This window comes from Vitreoscilla filiformis (genome assembly GCF_002222655.1).
GTDB lineage: Bacteria > Pseudomonadota > Gammaproteobacteria > Burkholderiales > Burkholderiaceae_C > Ideonella > Ideonella filiformis.
Genome location: NZ_CP022423.1, coordinates 488,230 through 505,591 on the forward strand (window position 1 = coordinate 488,230; position 17,362 = coordinate 505,591).

16 protein-coding genes are annotated in these 17,362 nt (G+C 64.7%); 13 read left to right on the forward strand and 3 right to left on the reverse strand.

All coding sequences use genetic code 11. The features are described from left to right. The first annotated feature begins 65 nt into the window (after positions 1-65). From lepA to acpS, 8 genes are read left to right on the forward strand one after another with little or no spacing between them, the layout of a single operon-like run. On the forward strand, positions 66-1,874 hold the full coding sequence (gene lepA, locus VITFI_RS02250; RefSeq protein ID WP_089417926.1) for a translation elongation factor 4: 1,809 nt from the start codon (positions 66-68) through the stop codon (positions 1,872-1,874). Positions 1,875-1,884: 10 nt separating this feature from the next. Beyond that, the gene (gene lepB, locus VITFI_RS02255; protein WP_089415630.1) at positions 1,885-2,859 is read left to right on the forward strand and encodes a signal peptidase I; all 975 of its coding nucleotides are present in this window, start codon (positions 1,885-1,887) and stop codon (positions 2,857-2,859) included. A gap of 17 nt (positions 2,860-2,876) precedes the next feature. Then, on the forward strand, positions 2,877-3,254 hold the full coding sequence (locus tag VITFI_RS02260; RefSeq protein ID WP_089415631.1) for a DUF4845 domain-containing protein: 378 nt from the start codon (positions 2,877-2,879) through the stop codon (positions 3,252-3,254). 1 nt (position 3,255) lies between these two features. Beyond that, on the forward strand, positions 3,256-3,966 hold the full coding sequence (gene rnc / locus VITFI_RS02265; RefSeq protein WP_089415632.1) for a ribonuclease III: 711 nt from the start codon (positions 3,256-3,258) through the stop codon (positions 3,964-3,966). Between the two features lie 21 nt (positions 3,967-3,987). After that, on the forward strand, positions 3,988-4,953 hold the full coding sequence (gene era / locus VITFI_RS02270) for a GTPase Era (RefSeq protein WP_408645593.1): 966 nt from the start codon (positions 3,988-3,990) through the stop codon (positions 4,951-4,953). Between the two features lie 15 nt (positions 4,954-4,968). Beyond that, entirely contained in the window at positions 4,969-5,751 is a 783-nt protein-coding gene (gene recO / locus VITFI_RS02275; protein ID WP_089415633.1) for a DNA repair protein RecO, read from the forward strand. After that, a complete protein-coding gene (locus tag VITFI_RS02280) occupies positions 5,748-6,548 on the forward strand; it encodes a pyridoxine 5'-phosphate synthase (protein ID WP_089415634.1) in 801 nt (266 codons plus the stop codon). The genes recO and VITFI_RS02280 overlap by 4 nt, the downstream gene beginning before the upstream one ends. Further along, positions 6,545-6,994: a holo-ACP synthase gene (acpS, locus tag VITFI_RS02285; protein ID WP_089415635.1), complete on the forward strand. Its 450-nt coding sequence runs from the start codon at positions 6,545-6,547 to the stop codon at positions 6,992-6,994. Before VITFI_RS02280 ends, acpS begins: the two co-directional genes overlap by 4 nt. Here the strand turns inward: acpS and VITFI_RS02290 are convergent. Both VITFI_RS02290 and VITFI_RS02295 read right to left on the reverse strand, forming a co-directional pair. Continuing rightward, a complete protein-coding gene (locus VITFI_RS02290; RefSeq protein WP_089415636.1) occupies positions 6,947-8,113 on the reverse strand; it encodes a DUF1176 domain-containing protein in 1,167 nt (388 codons plus the stop codon). The two genes, acpS and VITFI_RS02290, sit on opposite strands and share 48 nt — an antisense overlap. A 10-nt stretch (positions 8,114-8,123) precedes the next feature. After that, a complete protein-coding gene (locus VITFI_RS02295; RefSeq protein ID WP_089415637.1) occupies positions 8,124-9,218 on the reverse strand; it encodes a DUF1176 domain-containing protein in 1,095 nt (364 codons plus the stop codon). Positions 9,219-9,284: 66 nt separating this feature from the next. Here VITFI_RS02295 and nagZ point away from each other — a divergent pair, with 66 nt between their 5' ends. Next, positions 9,285-10,352 (forward strand): beta-N-acetylhexosaminidase, encoded by a 1,068-nt coding sequence (nagZ, locus tag VITFI_RS02300; protein WP_089415638.1) that lies wholly within the window; start codon positions 9,285-9,287, stop codon positions 10,350-10,352. Here the strand turns inward: nagZ and VITFI_RS02305 are convergent. Further along, positions 10,341-13,400, reverse strand: coding sequence for an Rne/Rng family ribonuclease (locus VITFI_RS02305; protein WP_089415639.1), 3,060 nt, complete (start codon positions 13,398-13,400; stop codon positions 10,341-10,343). The genes nagZ and VITFI_RS02305 overlap by 12 nt on opposite strands. A gap of 683 nt (positions 13,401-14,083) precedes the next feature. Between VITFI_RS02305 and VITFI_RS02315 the strand changes: the two genes are divergently transcribed. From VITFI_RS02315 to VITFI_RS02330, 4 genes are read left to right on the forward strand one after another with little or no spacing between them, the layout of a single operon-like run. Next, positions 14,084-15,118: an RluA family pseudouridine synthase gene (locus VITFI_RS02315; RefSeq protein WP_232476651.1), complete on the forward strand. Its 1,035-nt coding sequence runs from the start codon at positions 14,084-14,086 to the stop codon at positions 15,116-15,118. Positions 15,119-15,135: 17 nt separating this feature from the next. After that, positions 15,136-15,801 (forward strand): HAD family hydrolase, encoded by a 666-nt coding sequence (locus VITFI_RS02320; protein ID WP_089417929.1) that lies wholly within the window; start codon positions 15,136-15,138, stop codon positions 15,799-15,801. Positions 15,802-15,814: 13 nt separating this feature from the next. Next, positions 15,815-16,276, forward strand: coding sequence for a Rieske (2Fe-2S) protein (locus VITFI_RS02325; RefSeq protein ID WP_089415641.1), 462 nt, complete (start codon positions 15,815-15,817; stop codon positions 16,274-16,276). After that, positions 16,273-17,301 carry a S49 family peptidase gene (locus VITFI_RS02330; RefSeq protein WP_089415642.1) on the forward strand — a complete coding sequence of 343 codons (1,029 nt, stop codon included), beginning with the start codon at positions 16,273-16,275 and terminating at the stop codon, positions 17,299-17,301. The genes VITFI_RS02325 and VITFI_RS02330 overlap by 4 nt, the downstream gene beginning before the upstream one ends. The last annotated feature ends 61 nt before the right edge of the window (positions 17,302-17,362 follow it).

The window sequence follows — 17,362 nt, forward strand, 5'->3', positions numbered from 1 at the left end:
TTGTTGCCACGTTGGAAGGCGCGTCCCGAGACGTGCCTTTTTTTTGCAGCTGCGCCGCATTGTTCATGGATCACATCAGAAATTTTTCCATCATCGCCCACATCGACCACGGCAAAAGCACCCTGGCGGATCGCTTGATCCAGCGGTGCGGTGGCCTCTCCGACCGCGAAATGGAAGCGCAGGTGCTCGACTCGATGGACATCGAACGCGAGCGCGGCATCACGATCAAGGCCCAAACCGCCGCGCTGCAATACAAAGCGCGAAACGGCCAGGTCTACAACCTCAACCTCATCGACACCCCCGGGCACGTGGACTTCTCTTATGAAGTCAGCCGCTCGCTCTCGGCCTGCGAAGGCGCGTTGTTGGTGGTGGACGCCAGCCAAGGCGTGGAAGCACAAACCGTCGCCAACTGCTACACCGCCCTCGAACTGGGCGTGGAAGTGGTGCCGGTGCTGAACAAAATGGATCTGCCGCAGGCCGATCCGGACAACGCCAAGGCCGAAATCGAGGACGTGATCGGCATTGACGCCTCCGAAGGCATCCCTTGCTCGGCCAAGACGGGCATGGGCATTGACGAGATTTTGGAAGCCGTCATCACCAAAATGCCCCCGCCCAAGGGCAACCCGGACGGCCCTCCCCGCGCCATGATCATCGACGCCTGGTTCGACAACTACGTCGGCGTGGTGATGCTGGTGCGCGTGGTGGATGGCCGGATTGGCAAGGGCGAACGCATCCGCCTGATGGCCACCAACTCGGTGTACGGCATCGAGCACCTGGGCGTGTTCACCCCCAAGAGCGAAAACCGCGATGTGCTGCGTGCCGGCGAAGTGGGTTTCGTCATTTGCGGCATCAAGGAGCTGGCGGCGGCCAAGGTGGGCGATACCGTCACCCTGGAAAAGAAGCTGCCCAACAACGCCGGCCCCGCCACCGAAGCCCTGCCGGGTTTCAAGGAAATCCAGCCGCAGGTGTTCGCCGGCCTGTACCCAAGCGAAGCCAGCGAGTACGACCAACTGCGCGACGCCCTGGAAAAACTCAAACTCAACGACAGCTCGTTGCGCTACGAACCCGAAGTCAGCCAGGCGCTGGGCTTCGGCTTCCGCTGCGGCTTCTTGGGCTTGCTGCACATGGAAATCGTGCAGGAACGCCTGGAGCGTGAGTTCGACCAAGACTTGGTGACCACCGCACCCAGCGTAGTCTACGAAGTCGAGATGAACGACGGCGAAGTGCTGGAGGTCGAAAACCCCAGCAAGATGCCGGAGCAAGGGCGCATCAAGGAAATCCGCGAGCCCATCGTCACCGTGCATCTGTACATGCCGCAGGACTATGTCGGCGCGGTGATGACGCTGGCCAACCAAAAGCGCGGCGTGCAGCTCAACATGGCGTTCCACGGCAAGCAGGTGATGCTCACCTATGAACTGCCGCTGGCCGAAATCGTGCTCGACTTCTTTGACAAGCTCAAATCCGTGTCACGCGGGTATGCCAGCATGGACTACGAGTTCAAGGAGTACCGCGCCGCCGACGTCGTGAAGGTGGACATTCTCATCAACGGCGACAAGGTCGATCCGCTGGCCATGATCGTGCATCGCAGCCAAAGCCAGTACCGAGGCCGTGCGGTGGCAGCAAAAATGCGTGAGCAGATCCCGCGCCAGATGTATGACGTGGCAATTCAGGCAGCCATCGGCGCCAATATCATCGCACGTGAGAACATCAAAGCGTTGCGTAAAAACGTGCTGGCCAAGTGCTACGGCGGGGACATCACCCGCAAGCGCAAGCTGCTCGAAAAGCAGAAGGCAGGCAAGAAACGCATGAAGCAAATCGGTACGGTGGAAGTACCCCAAGAAGCATTCCTGGCCATCCTGCAAGTCGATGAATGATTTTCGTCTCATGAGCCTGGTGACCGCGCTGCTGTACGGCGCGCTGTGTGTCTACATGGGCGGCTGGTACATCGGTCGATGGACTGGCAACTTTTCGCTGCTGCTGTTTCTGCTGTCGGTGGTCACGGGGCTGTACTGGCTGGCGGAGCGGTTCAAGTTCCGCCCTGAGCGGTTGGCCGCCGCGCAAAACTTCGACGCCCAAGATGCCGAGCGCCGCGCCGAGCTGGCCCGCCAAGGCGTTGACTTCGTGGATGGCACCGCCACGCACGAAGCCCGCGACGCCTTGCTGCGCCAACCCTGGTGGCTGGACTGGACGGCTGGCCTGTTCCCGGTGATCGTGGTGGTGTTCATGGTGCGATCCTTTGTGGTCGAGCCGTTCAAGATCCCCTCGGGCTCGATGATTCCGACGCTCGAAGTCGGCGATCTGATCTTGGTGAACAAATTCCGGTACGGCGTGCGATTGCCGGTGATCAACCGCAAGATCGTGTCCAACCACGACCCCGTGCGGGGTGATGTGGTGGTGTTCCGCTACCCGGTCAACCCCGCGCTGGACTACATCAAGCGGGTGGTCGGCCTGCCGGGAGACGTGGTGTCTTACCGGGATGCGGTGCTGACGGTCAATGGCACACCCGTGCCCACCACCGCCCTGGGCGAAACCTTCGACGATGAAAGCCAGCGTTACATGGCGCGCTTCACCGAAGACTTTGGCACCAACGTACACCGCATCCAGCGCTACCCTCAAGTGCTGCCCTTCAACCCGGATGCCACACAAAACTTCCAGCGCTTTCGCGACCGCTGCACGTTTGATTTGAAGGGTTTTGTCTGCACCGTACCGGCTGGACACTACTTCGTTATGGGGGATAACCGCGATAACTCGGAAGATTCACGTTACTGGGGCTTTGTACCCGACGAAAATTTGGTCGGTAAAGCGTTCTTCGTGTGGATGAATTTCCGCGATCCCGGTCGCATCGGCGGCTTTCAATGAGCTGAAGGAGTGTGAAGATGGAAAGTTCCAAGTTTGTGCATGGTGTGCGTCGGCGGCAGTCAGGTCTGTCGGCCATCAGCATGGCGTTTCTGGGCATCTTTCTGGCCATGGTGTTCATGCTGGGCCTGAAGGTATTCACCCCCGTCACCGAGTACTTGACGCTGCGTAACACCATCCAGTCGATCAAGAACGAAGGCCCTGTCAACGCGCTGGAAGTGCGCCAAGCCTTCGAAAACCGGCAAAAAATCGAGTACTCGATTCAATCGATCGCAGCCAAAGATTTGCAGGTCGAAGTCAACGGCACAGTGACGGCCATCAGCTTTGCCTACGACAAAGAAATCCCGCTGTTCGGAGCCGTCTACCTGCTGATCAAGTTCCAGGCCAAAACGCGTTGATATGACCCTGCGAGATCCTCGCTTCCAGTCGCTGCAACAGCGACTGGGTTACACCTTTGAACAACCCGAGCTGCTGGCCCGTGCCCTGACGCACCGCAGCTTCGGCTATGCCCACAACGAACGGCTGGAGTTTCTCGGCGATGCCGTACTCGGCCTGGCCGTCTCCAGCTTGCTGTACGACCGCTTTGCAGGCTCCGACGAGGGGGACCTCACCCGCGTGCGCGCCAGCTTGGTGCGCGAAGAAAGCCTGCATCGCGCCGCGCTGATGCTGAACCTGCCCGACGTGCTGCGGCTCTCGGAAGGCGAAGCCAAAGGCGGCGGCGCACGGCGCCCCTCCATCTTGGCGGATGCGCTGGAAGCCATCCTCGGCGCCATCTATCTGGATGGTGGACTGGCGCCAGCCATGACTTTGGTGCGTCAACTCTTCGGCGAGCTGATCGACAGCACCAGCGCCGACGCCTGGCGCAAAGACGCCAAAACCGAACTCCAAGAATGGCTGCAAGCCCGGCGCATCCCCGTGCCCACTTACAGCATTGCGGCCACACGCGGCCAAGCCCATGCCCAGACGTTTGAGGTGCTGTGCGCCGTGCCTCAGTTGTCCGTGCAGGCCAGCGGTGAGGGCCGTTCGCGCCGCACTGCCGAGCAGGAAGCCGCCCGCCAGGTGCTCGCCCTGCTGCAAACCGACCACGGCGCCGACACGCTTCGCTCCTGAACGTGTGCGCCGCCTCCTCTCTTGCCCCCCACCACCGTGAACCCTGACGATCTTCTGCCCGCTCCCGCCCCCACGCCCGATACCCCCGAGGCGCCCGCCGTGCCCCAACGCTGCGGCCTGATCGCCATCGTCGGGCAGCCCAACGTCGGCAAATCGACCCTCATGAATGCGCTGGTGGGGCAGAAGATCAGCATCACCTCGAAAAAAGCCCAAACCACGCGCCACCGCATCACCGGCGTGCGCACGGTGGACGAAGCGCAGTTCGTGTTCGTGGACACGCCGGGCTTCCAGATGAAACACGCCACGGCGCTGAACCGCACCCTGAACCGCACGGTGCAATCGACGCTGGGGGACGTGGACATCGTGCTGTTCCTCGTCGAGGCCGGGCGTTTCAGCCCCGCAGATGCCAAGGTGCTGGCCCTCATGCCAGCCCACAAACCGGTGGTGCTGATCGCCAACAAGCTGGACAACATCCACCGCCGCGCCGACTTGCTGCCCTGGCTGCAACAAATGCAGCAGCGCCACGCCTTCGCCGAGTTCGTGCCCATGTCGGCCACCAAGCGGGCGGACGTGGATCGGCTGTTCGGCATCCTCAAACCCTACCTGCCCGAGCAAGAATGGTTTTACGAGGAAGACGCGCTCACGGATCGCAGCGAAAAATTCCTCACCAGCGAAATCATCCGCGAAAAGCTGTTCCGCCTCACCGGCGATGAGCTGCCTTACACCTCCACCGTCGTCATCGACAAGTGGGAGGAGGAAGAAGGTGGGCTGCGCCGGCGCATCAGCGCGTCCATCGTGGTGGAGCGCGACGCCCACAAGGGCATGATCATCGGCGCGGGCGGCGAACGCCTGAAGCGCATCGGCAGCGACGCCCGCGTCGAGCTGGAGCGCCTCATGGAGTGCCGCGTGTTTTTGGAGCTGTGGGTCAAGGTGCGCTCAGGCTGGGCGGCCACCGAAGAGCACCTGCGCTCCTACGGCTACGAATAAGCCCCGGGCCGCACCATGGCGCGACGCGGGCCGGCCCTGCCTTCGGCGGCCTTCTTGCTGCACCGCTACGACTGGAGCGAAACCAGCCTGATCCTCGATCTGTTCACCCGCGATCAAGGGCGCGTGGTGGTGGCCGCTAAAGGCGCCAAGCGACCTTATTCGCAGTTGCGGCCCGTGTTGCTGCCGTTTCAAAAGCTGCACACCGCGTTCAGCCGCCCCAAGGCCGACCCACACGCCGAAGTGCTCACCCTGCGCAGTGCCGAATGGGCCGGCGGCACGGCCTTGTTGCCGGCGCGGGCGCTGTTTGCCGGTTTTTATCTGAACGAATTGTTGATGCGCCTGCTGGCGCGCAACGACCCGCACGCCGCGCTGTTCGACACCTACGCCGCCACCCTACCCGCCCTCGCCCAAGGCGACGACACCCTGACGCAAGCCGCGCTGCGGGCGTTCGAACTGGTGCTGCTGCGCGAAATGGGCCTGCTGCCTCGGTTGGACATGGAAACCACCACCGCCAGCCCCGTCCAGCCCGACGCCCCCTACACCCTGCGCCCCGCCGTCGGCCTGGTGGCCCCGCCTGGTCTGGCCGAGGTGCCGGTAATGGCTGGGCAACGCTGGCAGCGGGTGCAAACCGCCCTCGACGACGGCCACTTGGCCGATGTGCAACGCGCCTGCGCCGACGATTTGCCGGTGCTCAAAGCCGTGTTGCGCACCCTGTTGCATGACCACCTGGGCCACGCCCGCCTGCGCACCCGCGAGGTTATGCTCGACGCCCAGCAATGGATGGAACAACGCCCATGAATCCCTTGATCGCTCCCGAAGCCGGCCACCGTGGCGCGGCACAGACCGCCTTGTCCGTCAATCTCAACAAAGTGGCGCTGCTGCGCAACACGCGGCATCTGGGCATTCCCAGTGTGACCCGGGCGGCCACGCTGGTGCTGGAAGCGGGTGCCGACGGCATCACCCTCCACCCGCGCCCCGACGAGCGCCACATCCGCGCCCACGATGTCGATGACCTGGCGGCACTGTTGCAAAGCTGGCCCCAGGTGGAGTTCAACATCGAAGGCAACCCGTTGCACAACCTGATGGACTGTGTGCGCCGCGTGCGTCCGCACCAAGCCACCTTCGTGCCGGACACAGTGGGCCAGTTCACCTCCGACCACGGCTGGAACCTGCCCGCCGACGCCAACACACTGCGCCCGCTCATCGCTGAATGCCACGCGCTGGGCGTGCGGGTCAGCCTGTTCATGGACCCGCAGCCCGAAGCCATGGCACACGCCCGCGCCATCGGGGCCGACCGGGTTGAGCTGTACACCGAAGCCTACGCCAGCGCTTACGGCACGCCGCAGGAAGCCGAGGTGCGCGCCCGCTACACCGCCGCTGCCCAAGCGGCGCTGGCCGTGGGGCTGGAGGTCAACGCCGGCCACGATTTGAACCGCGACAACCTCACCGCCTTCTTGCAGCATGTGCCGGGGGTGTTGGAAGTGTCGATTGGTCACGCGCTCATCGCCGATGCGCTGGAATTGGGCTACAGCGAAACCGTGCGGGCCTACCAGCGTTGCATCCGCGCTGCCTTCGCGCCCGAGGGGCTGGCGTGATCTACGGCATCGGCACGGATGTGTGCGATCTACGCCGCATCCGCGCCACGCTGGAACGACGCGGCGAGCGCTTCGCCGAAAAAGTGCTGGGGCCGAGCGAGTGGCGGGTCTACCAGCACCGCAAAATGCGGCACGCGGCACGCGGCTTGGCCTATCTGGCCACGCGGTTTTCGGCCAAAGAGGCGTTTTCCAAAGCCATTGGCCTGGGTATTCATGCGCCGATGACGTGGCAGGATTGCGAAATCCTCAACGAGCCCAGCGGCCGACCGTTCGTGCGCTTGCACGGCGCGTTGGCGCAGTGGTTCGCACAGCGCCACCTTCAGGCCCACGTCACGCTGAGTGATGAAACCGAGTACGTCGCCACCTTTTGCGTGGTGGAGCAACGACCCGACAGCGGCTCAACGCACCTGGGCGCGCCACAAGCGCAGCGGCTCCCCACCGCTTGAAAAGAACTTGCAGGCCGACAGTTCACTGTCCAGCAAAACGAACGCCTGCCCGTTCCACACCCAACGGCTGCGGCTCACACAATCCCCCCGGCCCTTGGCCATCGCGCTGGCCAGCAACACCCCGTCGGGTTGACGCTTCAGGGTCAGGTCGGACGCGCTGTCCTCCCATGCCCACGCACGCCCTCGCCCCGCGCCTTCGGCGGGCAACGCCGCAAAACGCACGTCTTTGAGCGCATGCGGGGGCTTGATGTGCGCCACCCACGCCGCCGAACCACCGTTGTAGGCCGCCAACCAACACGGGAGCGTCACCATCACCTGGCTGTCCGACACAGGCCATACCTCGGTGCTGGCCAGCAGCGCTTTGGCATCGAGGTTCTCCGGATGCATCCGGTCGCAGCGCTCACCCACAGCGGGCAGCGCCAACACGGCTTTGAGCAAACTGGCCTTCAAACCCTCGGGCGTTTTCATGCCGGCGGGGATGCGCACAGCCTCGATCTGCGGCAGCGCGGGTGCCACCGGCACACGATCTTCAGCCTGTGGGCCGGGGCGGGCCAGGGCGCCCACGGTGCCGACGCGGCCCTGCAAGTCATCGATTTTCAGCAGCGCGGCACTCGCACCCTTGAGCGAAATGCGCCAGCGCAGCGCCCCCTGCGTCAACACCAAAGCATCGGCTTGGCGCATGGCGGCAAGCAACGGCCCGCCCTGATCCACCGGCAAAGCCACATCACCGCCCGCGACATACCCCGCCGGCACGGGCCACGAAAAGGTCAGCGTTCCGGCCTTCAGGGTCAAGGGCTGACTGGCACGCGGTTGCGGCGGGGGTTTTTGGCGCGGGTCGGCGGTGAGGTTGCCCCACACCAAACTCAACCGCGCCGGAGCGTCGGGGCCGGCGTCGCGTCGCAAGCGCAACATCACCGGCGGATCGTCGCTTTCCTGGGTCGGATAACCCTGCGCTTCACAACGGCGTACGTTGTCACAAGCAACCACCCAGTCCTGAAAAGGGTGATCCTGACTCAGCCCTGCGGGCGGTGCAGGCGGCATCGTCACCGTGTCAGCCTGCGCCGCCACGCTCAACCCGCCCAGCAGCACCATCACCATCGACACACGATACCTGCGCATCCAAACTCCTTCAGCGCACTTGCGCACGCCACAGCGTCAGCGGCTGACCGCCCAGACTGAACTGCCGGCACGGCGACACCTCCACCCCCGTCAGGGCGAAGAATTGACCATTCCAGACCCAGGTTTGATGGTGGACGCAGTCTCCCGTCCCCCGGCCTTTGGCGACCGAGTCGGCCATCAGGGCGCCGGACTCTGTGCGGGTCAAACTCAAAAAAGTCGGGGTGTAGGCCCATGCCGCGCCGCTTTCACTCACCGGCGTGGCGAAGCGTACCGCCTGCGGTGCATAGGGCGGGAGAATGCTGGAAGTCCACGCGCCCGAACCGCTGTTGTACACCGCTTGCCAGCAGTCCAACACCGCCATCACCTGGCCACTTCCCAGACGCCACACTTGGCCTCGCCCTTCGGTCAGCAACGGGCAGCTCTCGGGGACTTCCGAAATACTGCGGCGCAACAAAGGCAACAACAGCGCATCTTCTCTGTGCGGCTCGGGCACCGCCTGCCCCAGCACATCGGGCAGCGGCAAGGGCAAAGGCACCTGGGTTTCTGGACGCTGACCCACACCCACCAAGGCGCCGGGGGTGTCCAGCCGATCCTGCAAATCGTCCATTTTCAGCAAAGCCGCGCTCGCGCCTTTGAGCGACACCGTCCAGCGCTGGGCACCGGCGCTCAACACCAGCGTGTCCGCACGGTTCAACCACGGTAGCAAGCGGGCGGTTTGCTCGTCGTTCAGCACCACGCTGCCATCGGCATTCAACGGGCCCAAGGTCAAGGTGGTGGGGCCCAAGCTGAGGTGCAGCGGTCCATCGGCGGCGGGGCGGACGCGGGCCATGTCCTGCCCATTGGAAGAAAAGTTGCCCAGCCGGAAGGTGGCCGTCACCGGCGTGCCCGGCCCCGCCACGCGGCGCAATTGCAACAGGATCGGCCAAGCCGCTGCGTCTTCAGGTGAATAACCTTGGGCCTCGCAAGCCAAGGTGTTGTCACAGGCCAAATACCAGTCTTGGAATGCATGCAACCGGCTCAACTCGGCGGCTGGAGTGGCCCAGACCGAAGACGCCAACAAGGCCAGCCCCAAGGCTGGGAGAGCAAAGGACGGGCGCATCAACATGACGGCTTGCCAATCGAAGTGACGAAGCTGGCATTATTGGTCGGCCTTCAACCAGAGGAGGTCACCATGTACCACCACGCTCCCGTTGTCCTCGACATCGCCGGCCCGCAACTCAACGCCGATGACCGCCGCCGCCTGGCGCATCCGCTGACCGGCGGCCTGATTTTGTTCACGCGCCATTGGCAACACAGCCGCCCCCAGCTCACTGACTTGATCGCGCAAATCAAAGACATCCGCCCGGATGTGTTGGTGTGCGTCGATCACGAAGGCGGGCGGGTGCAGCGCTTCAAAACCGATGGTTTCACCCACCTGCCCCCCATGCGCACCCTGGGCGCGCTGTGGGATCGTGACCCGGAACGCGCCAGCGAGGCCGCCCTGGCCACCGGCTACGTGCTGGCCAGTGAACTGCGCGCCTGCGGGGTCGATTTGAGCTTCACGCCGGTGCTCGATTTGGATCACGGCCCCAGTGGGGTGATCGGGGATCGGGCGTTTCACCGGGATTCACACATCGTCACCACCCTGGCCAACAGCCTGATGCACGGTTTGCTCTTGGCCGGCATGGCCAACTGCGGCAAACACTTCCCCGGCCACGGGTTTGTGGGCGCCGACAGCCATGTGGATGTGCCAGTGGACACGCGTGCGCTGTCCGTCATCCTGGGAGACGATGCGCAGCCGTATGAGCACCTGGGCATCGCCCTGGCCAGCGTCATGCCGGCACACGTCATCTACCCGGAGGTGGACACGCGCCCGGCTGGTTTTTCCTCACGCTGGCTGAAAGACATCCTGCGGGGGCAGCTCGGCTTCAGCGGCGCCATCTTCAGCGACGATCTGAGCATGGAAGGCGCCCGCCACCTCGACGGCCAACCGGTGGACGTGACCACCGCCGCCGTGGCCGCTCTCAACGCTGGTTGCGACATGGTGTTGTTGTGCAACCAGTCGGCGGCTCAGGATGGCGCCGAGGTCGATGCCTTGCTCGATGGCTTGCTGCAAGCCTCCGAGCAGGGGCGCTGGCAGCACGATGCCCACAGCGAGGCGCGACGCCTGGAGCTGCTGCCCCAGGTCGAGCCCCTGCCGTGGGATGAGTTGATGCAACACGCGCCCTACCAGCGGGCGCGGATGCGTTTACCCGGCTGAAGCCGGCGGGTCGAACGGCAAGGCGACTTGGCTCAGATCCTTGCGCGTTTCGACCAGCACCAGCGGGCCTTCGTCGATGATCACCACGGGCTTGCGCTCACGCGGCACTCGCACGGGCGGAGGCTCGGCGGCAATGGCTTCTTGGGCGGCGCGGATCTTGTCCGCATCCGAGTTCACCCACACCAAGCCAACGGCTTCGGCCAACTGGGTGAGCTCGACCACCGGCAGCACGTAGGGGCCTGCGGGCTCGGCTGGGGCTGCTGCAACGGGCGCGGGCGCCACGTCCGGCGTGGCCGTGACCACCGCGTCCACCGGCACCTCAACCGGGGCCACCGGTGCCGCGACGGGCTCGGTGGCCGCAACGGTAGCTTCGACCACCCCGTCGGAACGGTCTTCGGACGCAGCGGTTTCGGCCACGCCTTCCCCCGTTTCCTCGTCACGACGCTCACCACGGCGCGGACGACGACGGCGGCGACCGCCTTCGCGGGATTCCGCAGCTTCGCCGTCCTCACCGGCTGGGGCGTTGGACTCGGTGGCGCTGGTTTCAACCGCCGGCGTTTCCACCGGGGTAGCGATCGGTGCCGCATCGGCGACGGCAGGCTCGGTGCCCTCTGCTGGATTCAGCGCGTCGGCGCCTTCCTGGCCCTCGGCTCCCGCCTCATCACGGCGACCGCTGCGACGACGGCGACGACGACGGCCTTCACCGCTGTCCGCCCCGTCCACCGCATCGGTGATCGGCCCATTGAGCGCGGCACCCGGTGCGGCATCGCTGCTTTCCGCCGCCACGACCGCCGGGGTCTCGGGCGTCAACGCGGCCATGTCACGCTCTTGCTGGCGCAGACGGCGTTCCTGCCGCTCCTGGCGTTCTTGGCGCTCGATCGTCTTGTCGCTGGCGTCCACCAACGGCGCGGTCAGCGCGGCGTCTTGCGGCTCCTCGAAGCGTTCGCGGCGGTTGTCGCGGCCATCGCGGCGGCTGCCGTTGTCACGGCCTTCACGCCCTTCGCGGCGCTCGTTCCGATCGTTCCGCTCGCTGCGTGTCGGCGCCGTGCCCGCAGCGTTGGCCGGGGTGCCGGCAGGCACGTTCGAACGGGTGTCCCGCCCTTCACGCGGGGCACGTTCGGTGCGTTCACCGTTGGTGCGCTCACCCGAGCGCTCACCGCGCTCGTTGCGACGGTTGCCGTTGTAGCGGTTGGAACGCTCACCCGAACGCGGCGCTTCAGGCGCAGGGGCCACGGGTGCGGGCGCAGGGGCAACCCCAGCCGCCGGTGCCACCGGCGCTGCGACAGGTGCGGGCGGCGGCGTCAAACCAAACAAGCGCTTGAGCCAACCCAGCAAACCACCACCCGAAGCCGGGGGCTCAGCCGCCGGGGCCGGCGTGGGCGCAGGCGGCGGGGCCACCGGCACCGGTGCGGGAGCTGGCGGGGGCGGCGGCGGCACCACGGGTGCGGGCTGATCCGGCAACACGCCCTTGATGATTGGCTCTTGCTTGGGCTTGCTCTTTTCGCGCCGCGAGATCGAGACTTCCTCTTCAGGCTCCTCGATCATGGTGTAGCTGGCTTGCAGGTTTTCCAAGCGCGGATCGTCGTGGCGCAGGCGCTCCAGCTTGTAGTTGGGCGTCTCCAGGTGCTTGTTCGGCACCAGCAGCACGGTGGTGCGCTGCTTCAGCTCGATCTTGGTGATTTCGGTGCGCTTCTCGTTCAGCAAGAACGAGGTCACTTCCACCGGCACTTGCACATGCACAGCGGCGGTGTTTTCCTTCAGCGCTTCTTCTTGGATGATGCGCAGGATTTGCAGCGCCGACGATTCTGTGTCGCGGATGTGGCCGGTGCCGTTGCAGCGCGGGCAGGTGATGTGGCTGCCTTCGCTCAAGGCCGGGCGCAGGCGCTGGCGGCTCAACTCCAGCAAGCCGAATTTGCTGATGCTGCTGAACTGCACGCGTGCGCGGTCGTAGCGCAGTGCGTCCTTCAGGCGCTGTTCGACTTCGCGGCGGTTCTTCGACTCTTCCATGTCGATGAAGTCCACCACGATCAGGCCGCCCAGGTCGCGCAAACGGCACTGGCGGGCGATTTCGTCGGCGGCTTCGAGGTTGGTGCGCAACGCGGTTTCTTCGATGTCCCCGCCACGCGTGGCGCGGGCCGAGTTCACATCCACCGCCACCAGCGCTTCGGTGTGGTCGATGACGATGGCGCCACCCGAAGGCAAATTCACCGTGCGGCTGAACGCGGTTTCGATCTGGTGCTCAATCTGGAACCGGCTGAACAGCGGGGCCGCGTCGCGGTAGCGCTTCACGCGATTGGCCGAATCCGGCATCACGTGATTCATGAATTGTTGGGCCTGATCGTAGATGTCGTCCGTGTCGATCAGGATTTCGCCGATGTCGGCGGTGAAATAGTCCCGAATCGCACGGATCACCAGCGACGATTCTTGGTAAATCAGGAACGCGCCCTTGCCCGCTTTGCTGGCGCCGTCGATGGCGTCCCAGAGCTTGAGCAGGTAGTTCAAGTCCCATTGCAGCTCGGCAGCGGTGCGGCCAATGCCGGCGGTGCGGGCAATCAAACTCATGCCCTTGGGGTATTCGAGCTGATCGAGGTTTTCCTTCAGCTCTTCGCGCTGCTCGCCCTCGATGCGGCGGCTGACGCCACCGCCACGCGGGTTGTTGGGCATCAACACCAGATAGCGTCCAGCCAAGCTGATGAAGGTGGTCAGCGCCGCACCCTTGTTGCCGCGCTCTTCTTTTTCGACCTGCACCAACAGCTCTTGGCCGTGGGAGATCACGTCTTGGATGCGCGCCTCGCGCACCGAGACGCCTTCCTTGAAATACTGCTTGGAGATTTCTTTGAACGGCAGGAAGCCGTGGCGATCCTCGCCGTAATCGACGAAACACGCCTCCAGCGACGGTTCCACCCGGGTGACAACGGCCTTGTAGATGTTGCCTTTGCGTTGTTCGCGGCCCTCGATTTCGGTTTCGAAATCGAGCAGCTTTTGTCCGTCAACGATGGCGAGGCGCCGTTCTTCGGGCTGCGTCGCGTTGATCAGCATGCGTTTCATGTGTACTCCTGTCTCGCACCTGGGTCATGACGGGCATGACGGCACAGGCACGCACGTGCAAGTGCCCACCAGCACCACCCCAAGGCGGCGCCAGTAGACGCATCAACCGATGCACGAGAAACGCAAGACGGCCGGCAGAAGGAATCGCCCTGGGCCACGCATCCCCATTGCAGCGGGATGACCGACAAGCGGCTGCCCGGCGCCAGCGGGGCGCTCGGGGGTCGTGACGTTGGCGCGCGCGTCGCAGCGCAGCGCGTGGGCCAGCCAGGGGGAGGATGCGGAAGCTGTCTCAGCGGCACGCCCATCGACCGCGCCGGCGCATTCGCCGGGGTCTACAACAGGGTGGGACAGACAATGGAACATCGGGGCTGGCTGGCGCAGCACACTGCGCGGTAACACTGGGCCCGCCGCATCGACCATGCGACCCGGCGTGCCCTCAAAAACCTTGGGGTTGCCCCGTCACAGGACGGAGCGGCACAAACTTTTGTCTCTCTCGCGTCGCTGGCGATCGGCCACCCCGTTGCTCGGGAACGGGGCCCCTCCGACATGGCCAGCGGCGCTGCATCAACCTGGTGGGGCGCGCATTTTTCGCGCCTCCTGCCGCATCTGGGCTTTCAGTGCCCGGTAAACTCTGGAAAATCAAGCACTTAGGGCTGTCAGACGTGGCTCAAACCATTATAAAGGTGAAACCCAAAACCCCAGCCGCCACCCCCACGGCCAGCACCGCGCAGGTGCGTCATGCCGTGGTGGACGAAGGCAGCGCCGGCCAGCGGTTGGACAATTTTTTGCTGAGGGAACTCAAGGGCGTGCCCAAAACGCACGTCTACCGCATCATCCGGGCCGGCGAGGTGCGGGTGAACAAGGGCCGCGCCAGCGCCGACACCCGCCTCAACTTGGGCGACGAAGTTCGCATTCCACCCGTGCGCCTGCCTGAACGCAGCAGCGAGGCCGCCCTCGCCAGCGCCGCCGCAGCGGTGCCCGCACGCGAATTCCCGGTGCTGTTCGAAGACGACCACCTGTTGGTGGTGAACAAACCCGCTGGCGTGGCGGTTCATGGCGGTTCGGGCGTGAGCTACGGTGTGATCGAACAACTGCGTCGCGCTCGCCCACAAGCCAAGTTCTTGGAGCTGGTGCATAGGCTGGACAAGGAAACCTCCGGCTTGCTGCTGGTGGCGAAAAAACGCAGCGCCCTCACCGCGCTGCAAGACCAATTCCGCCAGCGCGAAACGGGCAAAACCTACGCCGCTTTGGTCATCGGTGCCTGGCCGCGCAACAAAAAAGTGGTGGACGTGGCGCTGCACAAGTACCTCACCGCCGACGGTGAGCGCCGCGTGCGCGCCGTGGCCGACGATGCCGATGAGGGTCGGCGTTCGATCTCGCTGGTGCATGTCGTGCAGCAGGGGACGTTGGGGGCGCACACGCTGTCGTTGTTGGATGTGACGATCAAGACGGGGCGCACGCACCAAATCCGCGTCCACCTGGCACACGAGGGCCACCCCATCGTCGGCGATGAAAAATACGGCGATTTCGGCTTCAACAAAACCCTGGCGGCTGGCCGGGGCGTGGCCGGTGTGCGCTTCGAACGCATGTTTTTGCACGCCCGGCGCTTGGCTTTTGACCACCCGGCCACCGGCCAGCGCATCGAACTGCTGGCCCCGCTGCCACCGGAATGCGAGACACTCCTGTCCCGGCTCTCTCTGCCGGCCACCCTCACCTGATGCCGAGTGCCCCCGCCATGAGCGTTCGCCCCCGCCGTTTTGATTTGATCGCCTTCGACTGGGATGGCACCCTGTTCGACTCCACCGCCTTCATCGTCCACAGCATCCAGCGCGCCTGCCGCGACCTGGGCGTGCCGGTGCCGAGCGACGAACAAGCCGCCTACGTCATCGGCCTGAGCCTGCACGATGCCCTGAAACACGCCGTGCCCGGCCTGCCCGCCGAGCGTTATCACGACTTGGTGCAGGCGTATCGCCGCCACTACTTCGCGGCGCAGCACGAGGTCAGCTTGTTCAAAGGCACGCTGGAGATGCTGCACGCGCTGCGCGAACGCCAGCACATCCTGACCGTCGCCACTGGCAAGAGCCGCCGGGGTTTGGACGAAGCCCTCACCAGCACCGAACTGCACGGCCTGTTCGACGCCAGCCGCACGGCCGAAGAAACCTTTTCCAAGCCGCACCCGCGCATGTTGTTGGAGTTGATGGCCGAATTCGGCGTCGAGCCCGAACGCACGCTGATGATTGGCGACACCACCCACGATTTGCAACTGGCCGCCAACGCCGGCACGCCCGCCGTGGCGGTGAGTTATGGCGCCCATCCTTCCGACGCGCTGCAAACCCATGCCCCCTTGTTCATCGCCCGATCCGTGCCTGAGCTGCACGACTGGCTGCGCCAACACGGTTGAGCCCAGCGCCCCCATGCAACCCGTGCCCCCCAGCGCCATCGACACCCCACCCCAGCGCTTGTGCGCCAGCGCCGATTTGATCGAGCGTGGCCGCGCCCATGGGTTCGATCTGACATGGAACGGCCAAACCGTCCCCGCATTTGCGTTGCGCTTTGAGGGCCGCGTCGTGGCCTATCTGAACCGCTGCGCCCACGTGCCCGTCGAAATGGACTGGCAACCCGGCCAGTTCTTGGATCAAGATGGCCGCTGGATTGTGTGTGCCATCCACGGCGCGGCCTACGAACCCGCCGATGGTCACTGCGTTGCCGGGCCTTGCGCTGGGCGGCGGTTGCAGGCGGTGCGTGTCATGGAACACGACGGTTCCGTGTTCTGGTGGCCCCAAGCCCCGCTGGCAAGGCCGACTCGGTCAGAATCCCCCTCCGCGACGCGTCCTGTGCCGACGTGCGTGGCGCCCCCTCCCGAAGCTCTGCCATGACATCCGACTCCCAATCTCCCCCGCCGCCCCCCGTGGCTGAACCGAGCCCAGCGCCTGTGGCCCCTCCGTCCTCGCCCTTGCTCAGCCTGAGCCAGCGGCTCGATGGGCTGGAGACGCTGCTGCGCGATGTGTCCGTGGAGCTGCTGCGCGAACGCCGCATCGAACGCCGCTGGCGCCGCTTGCTCAGCTTGGCTTGGTTCGGTTTGGTGTTGGCCGTGGCCTGGGCCACGTTCAGCCAAAGTGGCATTCACCCCAGCTCGCCCACCACTCCCCACACAGCTTTGGTCGAAGTGCGTGGCGAACTGGCGATGGACACCGAAGCCAGCGCCGAAAACCTCACCGCCTCGATTCGCAGCGCTTTTGAGGACGAGAGTGCCAAAGCCGTGGTGTTGCGCATGAACTCGCCCGGTGGCAGCCCCGTGCAGGCGGGGATGATCAACGACGAAATCTTGCGCCTCAAAGCTCTGCACAAGAAGAAGCTGTACGTGGTCGTCGAAGAGATGTGCGCCTCGGGGGCTTACTACATCGCAGCGGCAGCCGACGCGATTTATGTCGATAAGGCCAGCATCGTTGGCTCCATCGGCGTGCGCATGGATGGTTTTGGTTTCACCGGTTTGATGGACAAACTCGGCGTCGAACGCCGCTTGCTGACCGCCGGTGAGAACAAGGGCATGCTTGACCCCTTCCTGCCCGCCAGCGAGAAACAAACCGCGCTGGCCAAAACCATGCTCAACCAAATCCACCAGCAATTCATCAAGGTGGTGCGCGAAGGCCGGGGCAGCCGCCTGAAGGAAACCCCGGAAACCTTCTCCGGCCTGTTCTGGACAGGCGAAGAAGCCGTGCGCATGGGCTTGGCCGACGGTTTGGCCAACCTCGACTATGTGGCCCGTGAGATTGTCAAGGCCGACAACATCGTCGATTACACCCCGCAAGAGGATGTGGCCTCGCGCTTGGCCAAGCGTTTCGGTGCCTCCATCGGTGCGGGGGCCGTACAAACGCTGCGCAACCTGTCGCCCGTGCGCTGACCGCCACAGCGCCACCGGGAAAACGGGGGCGTCTGTTGTCAGACCCTGTCGGACGAAACAG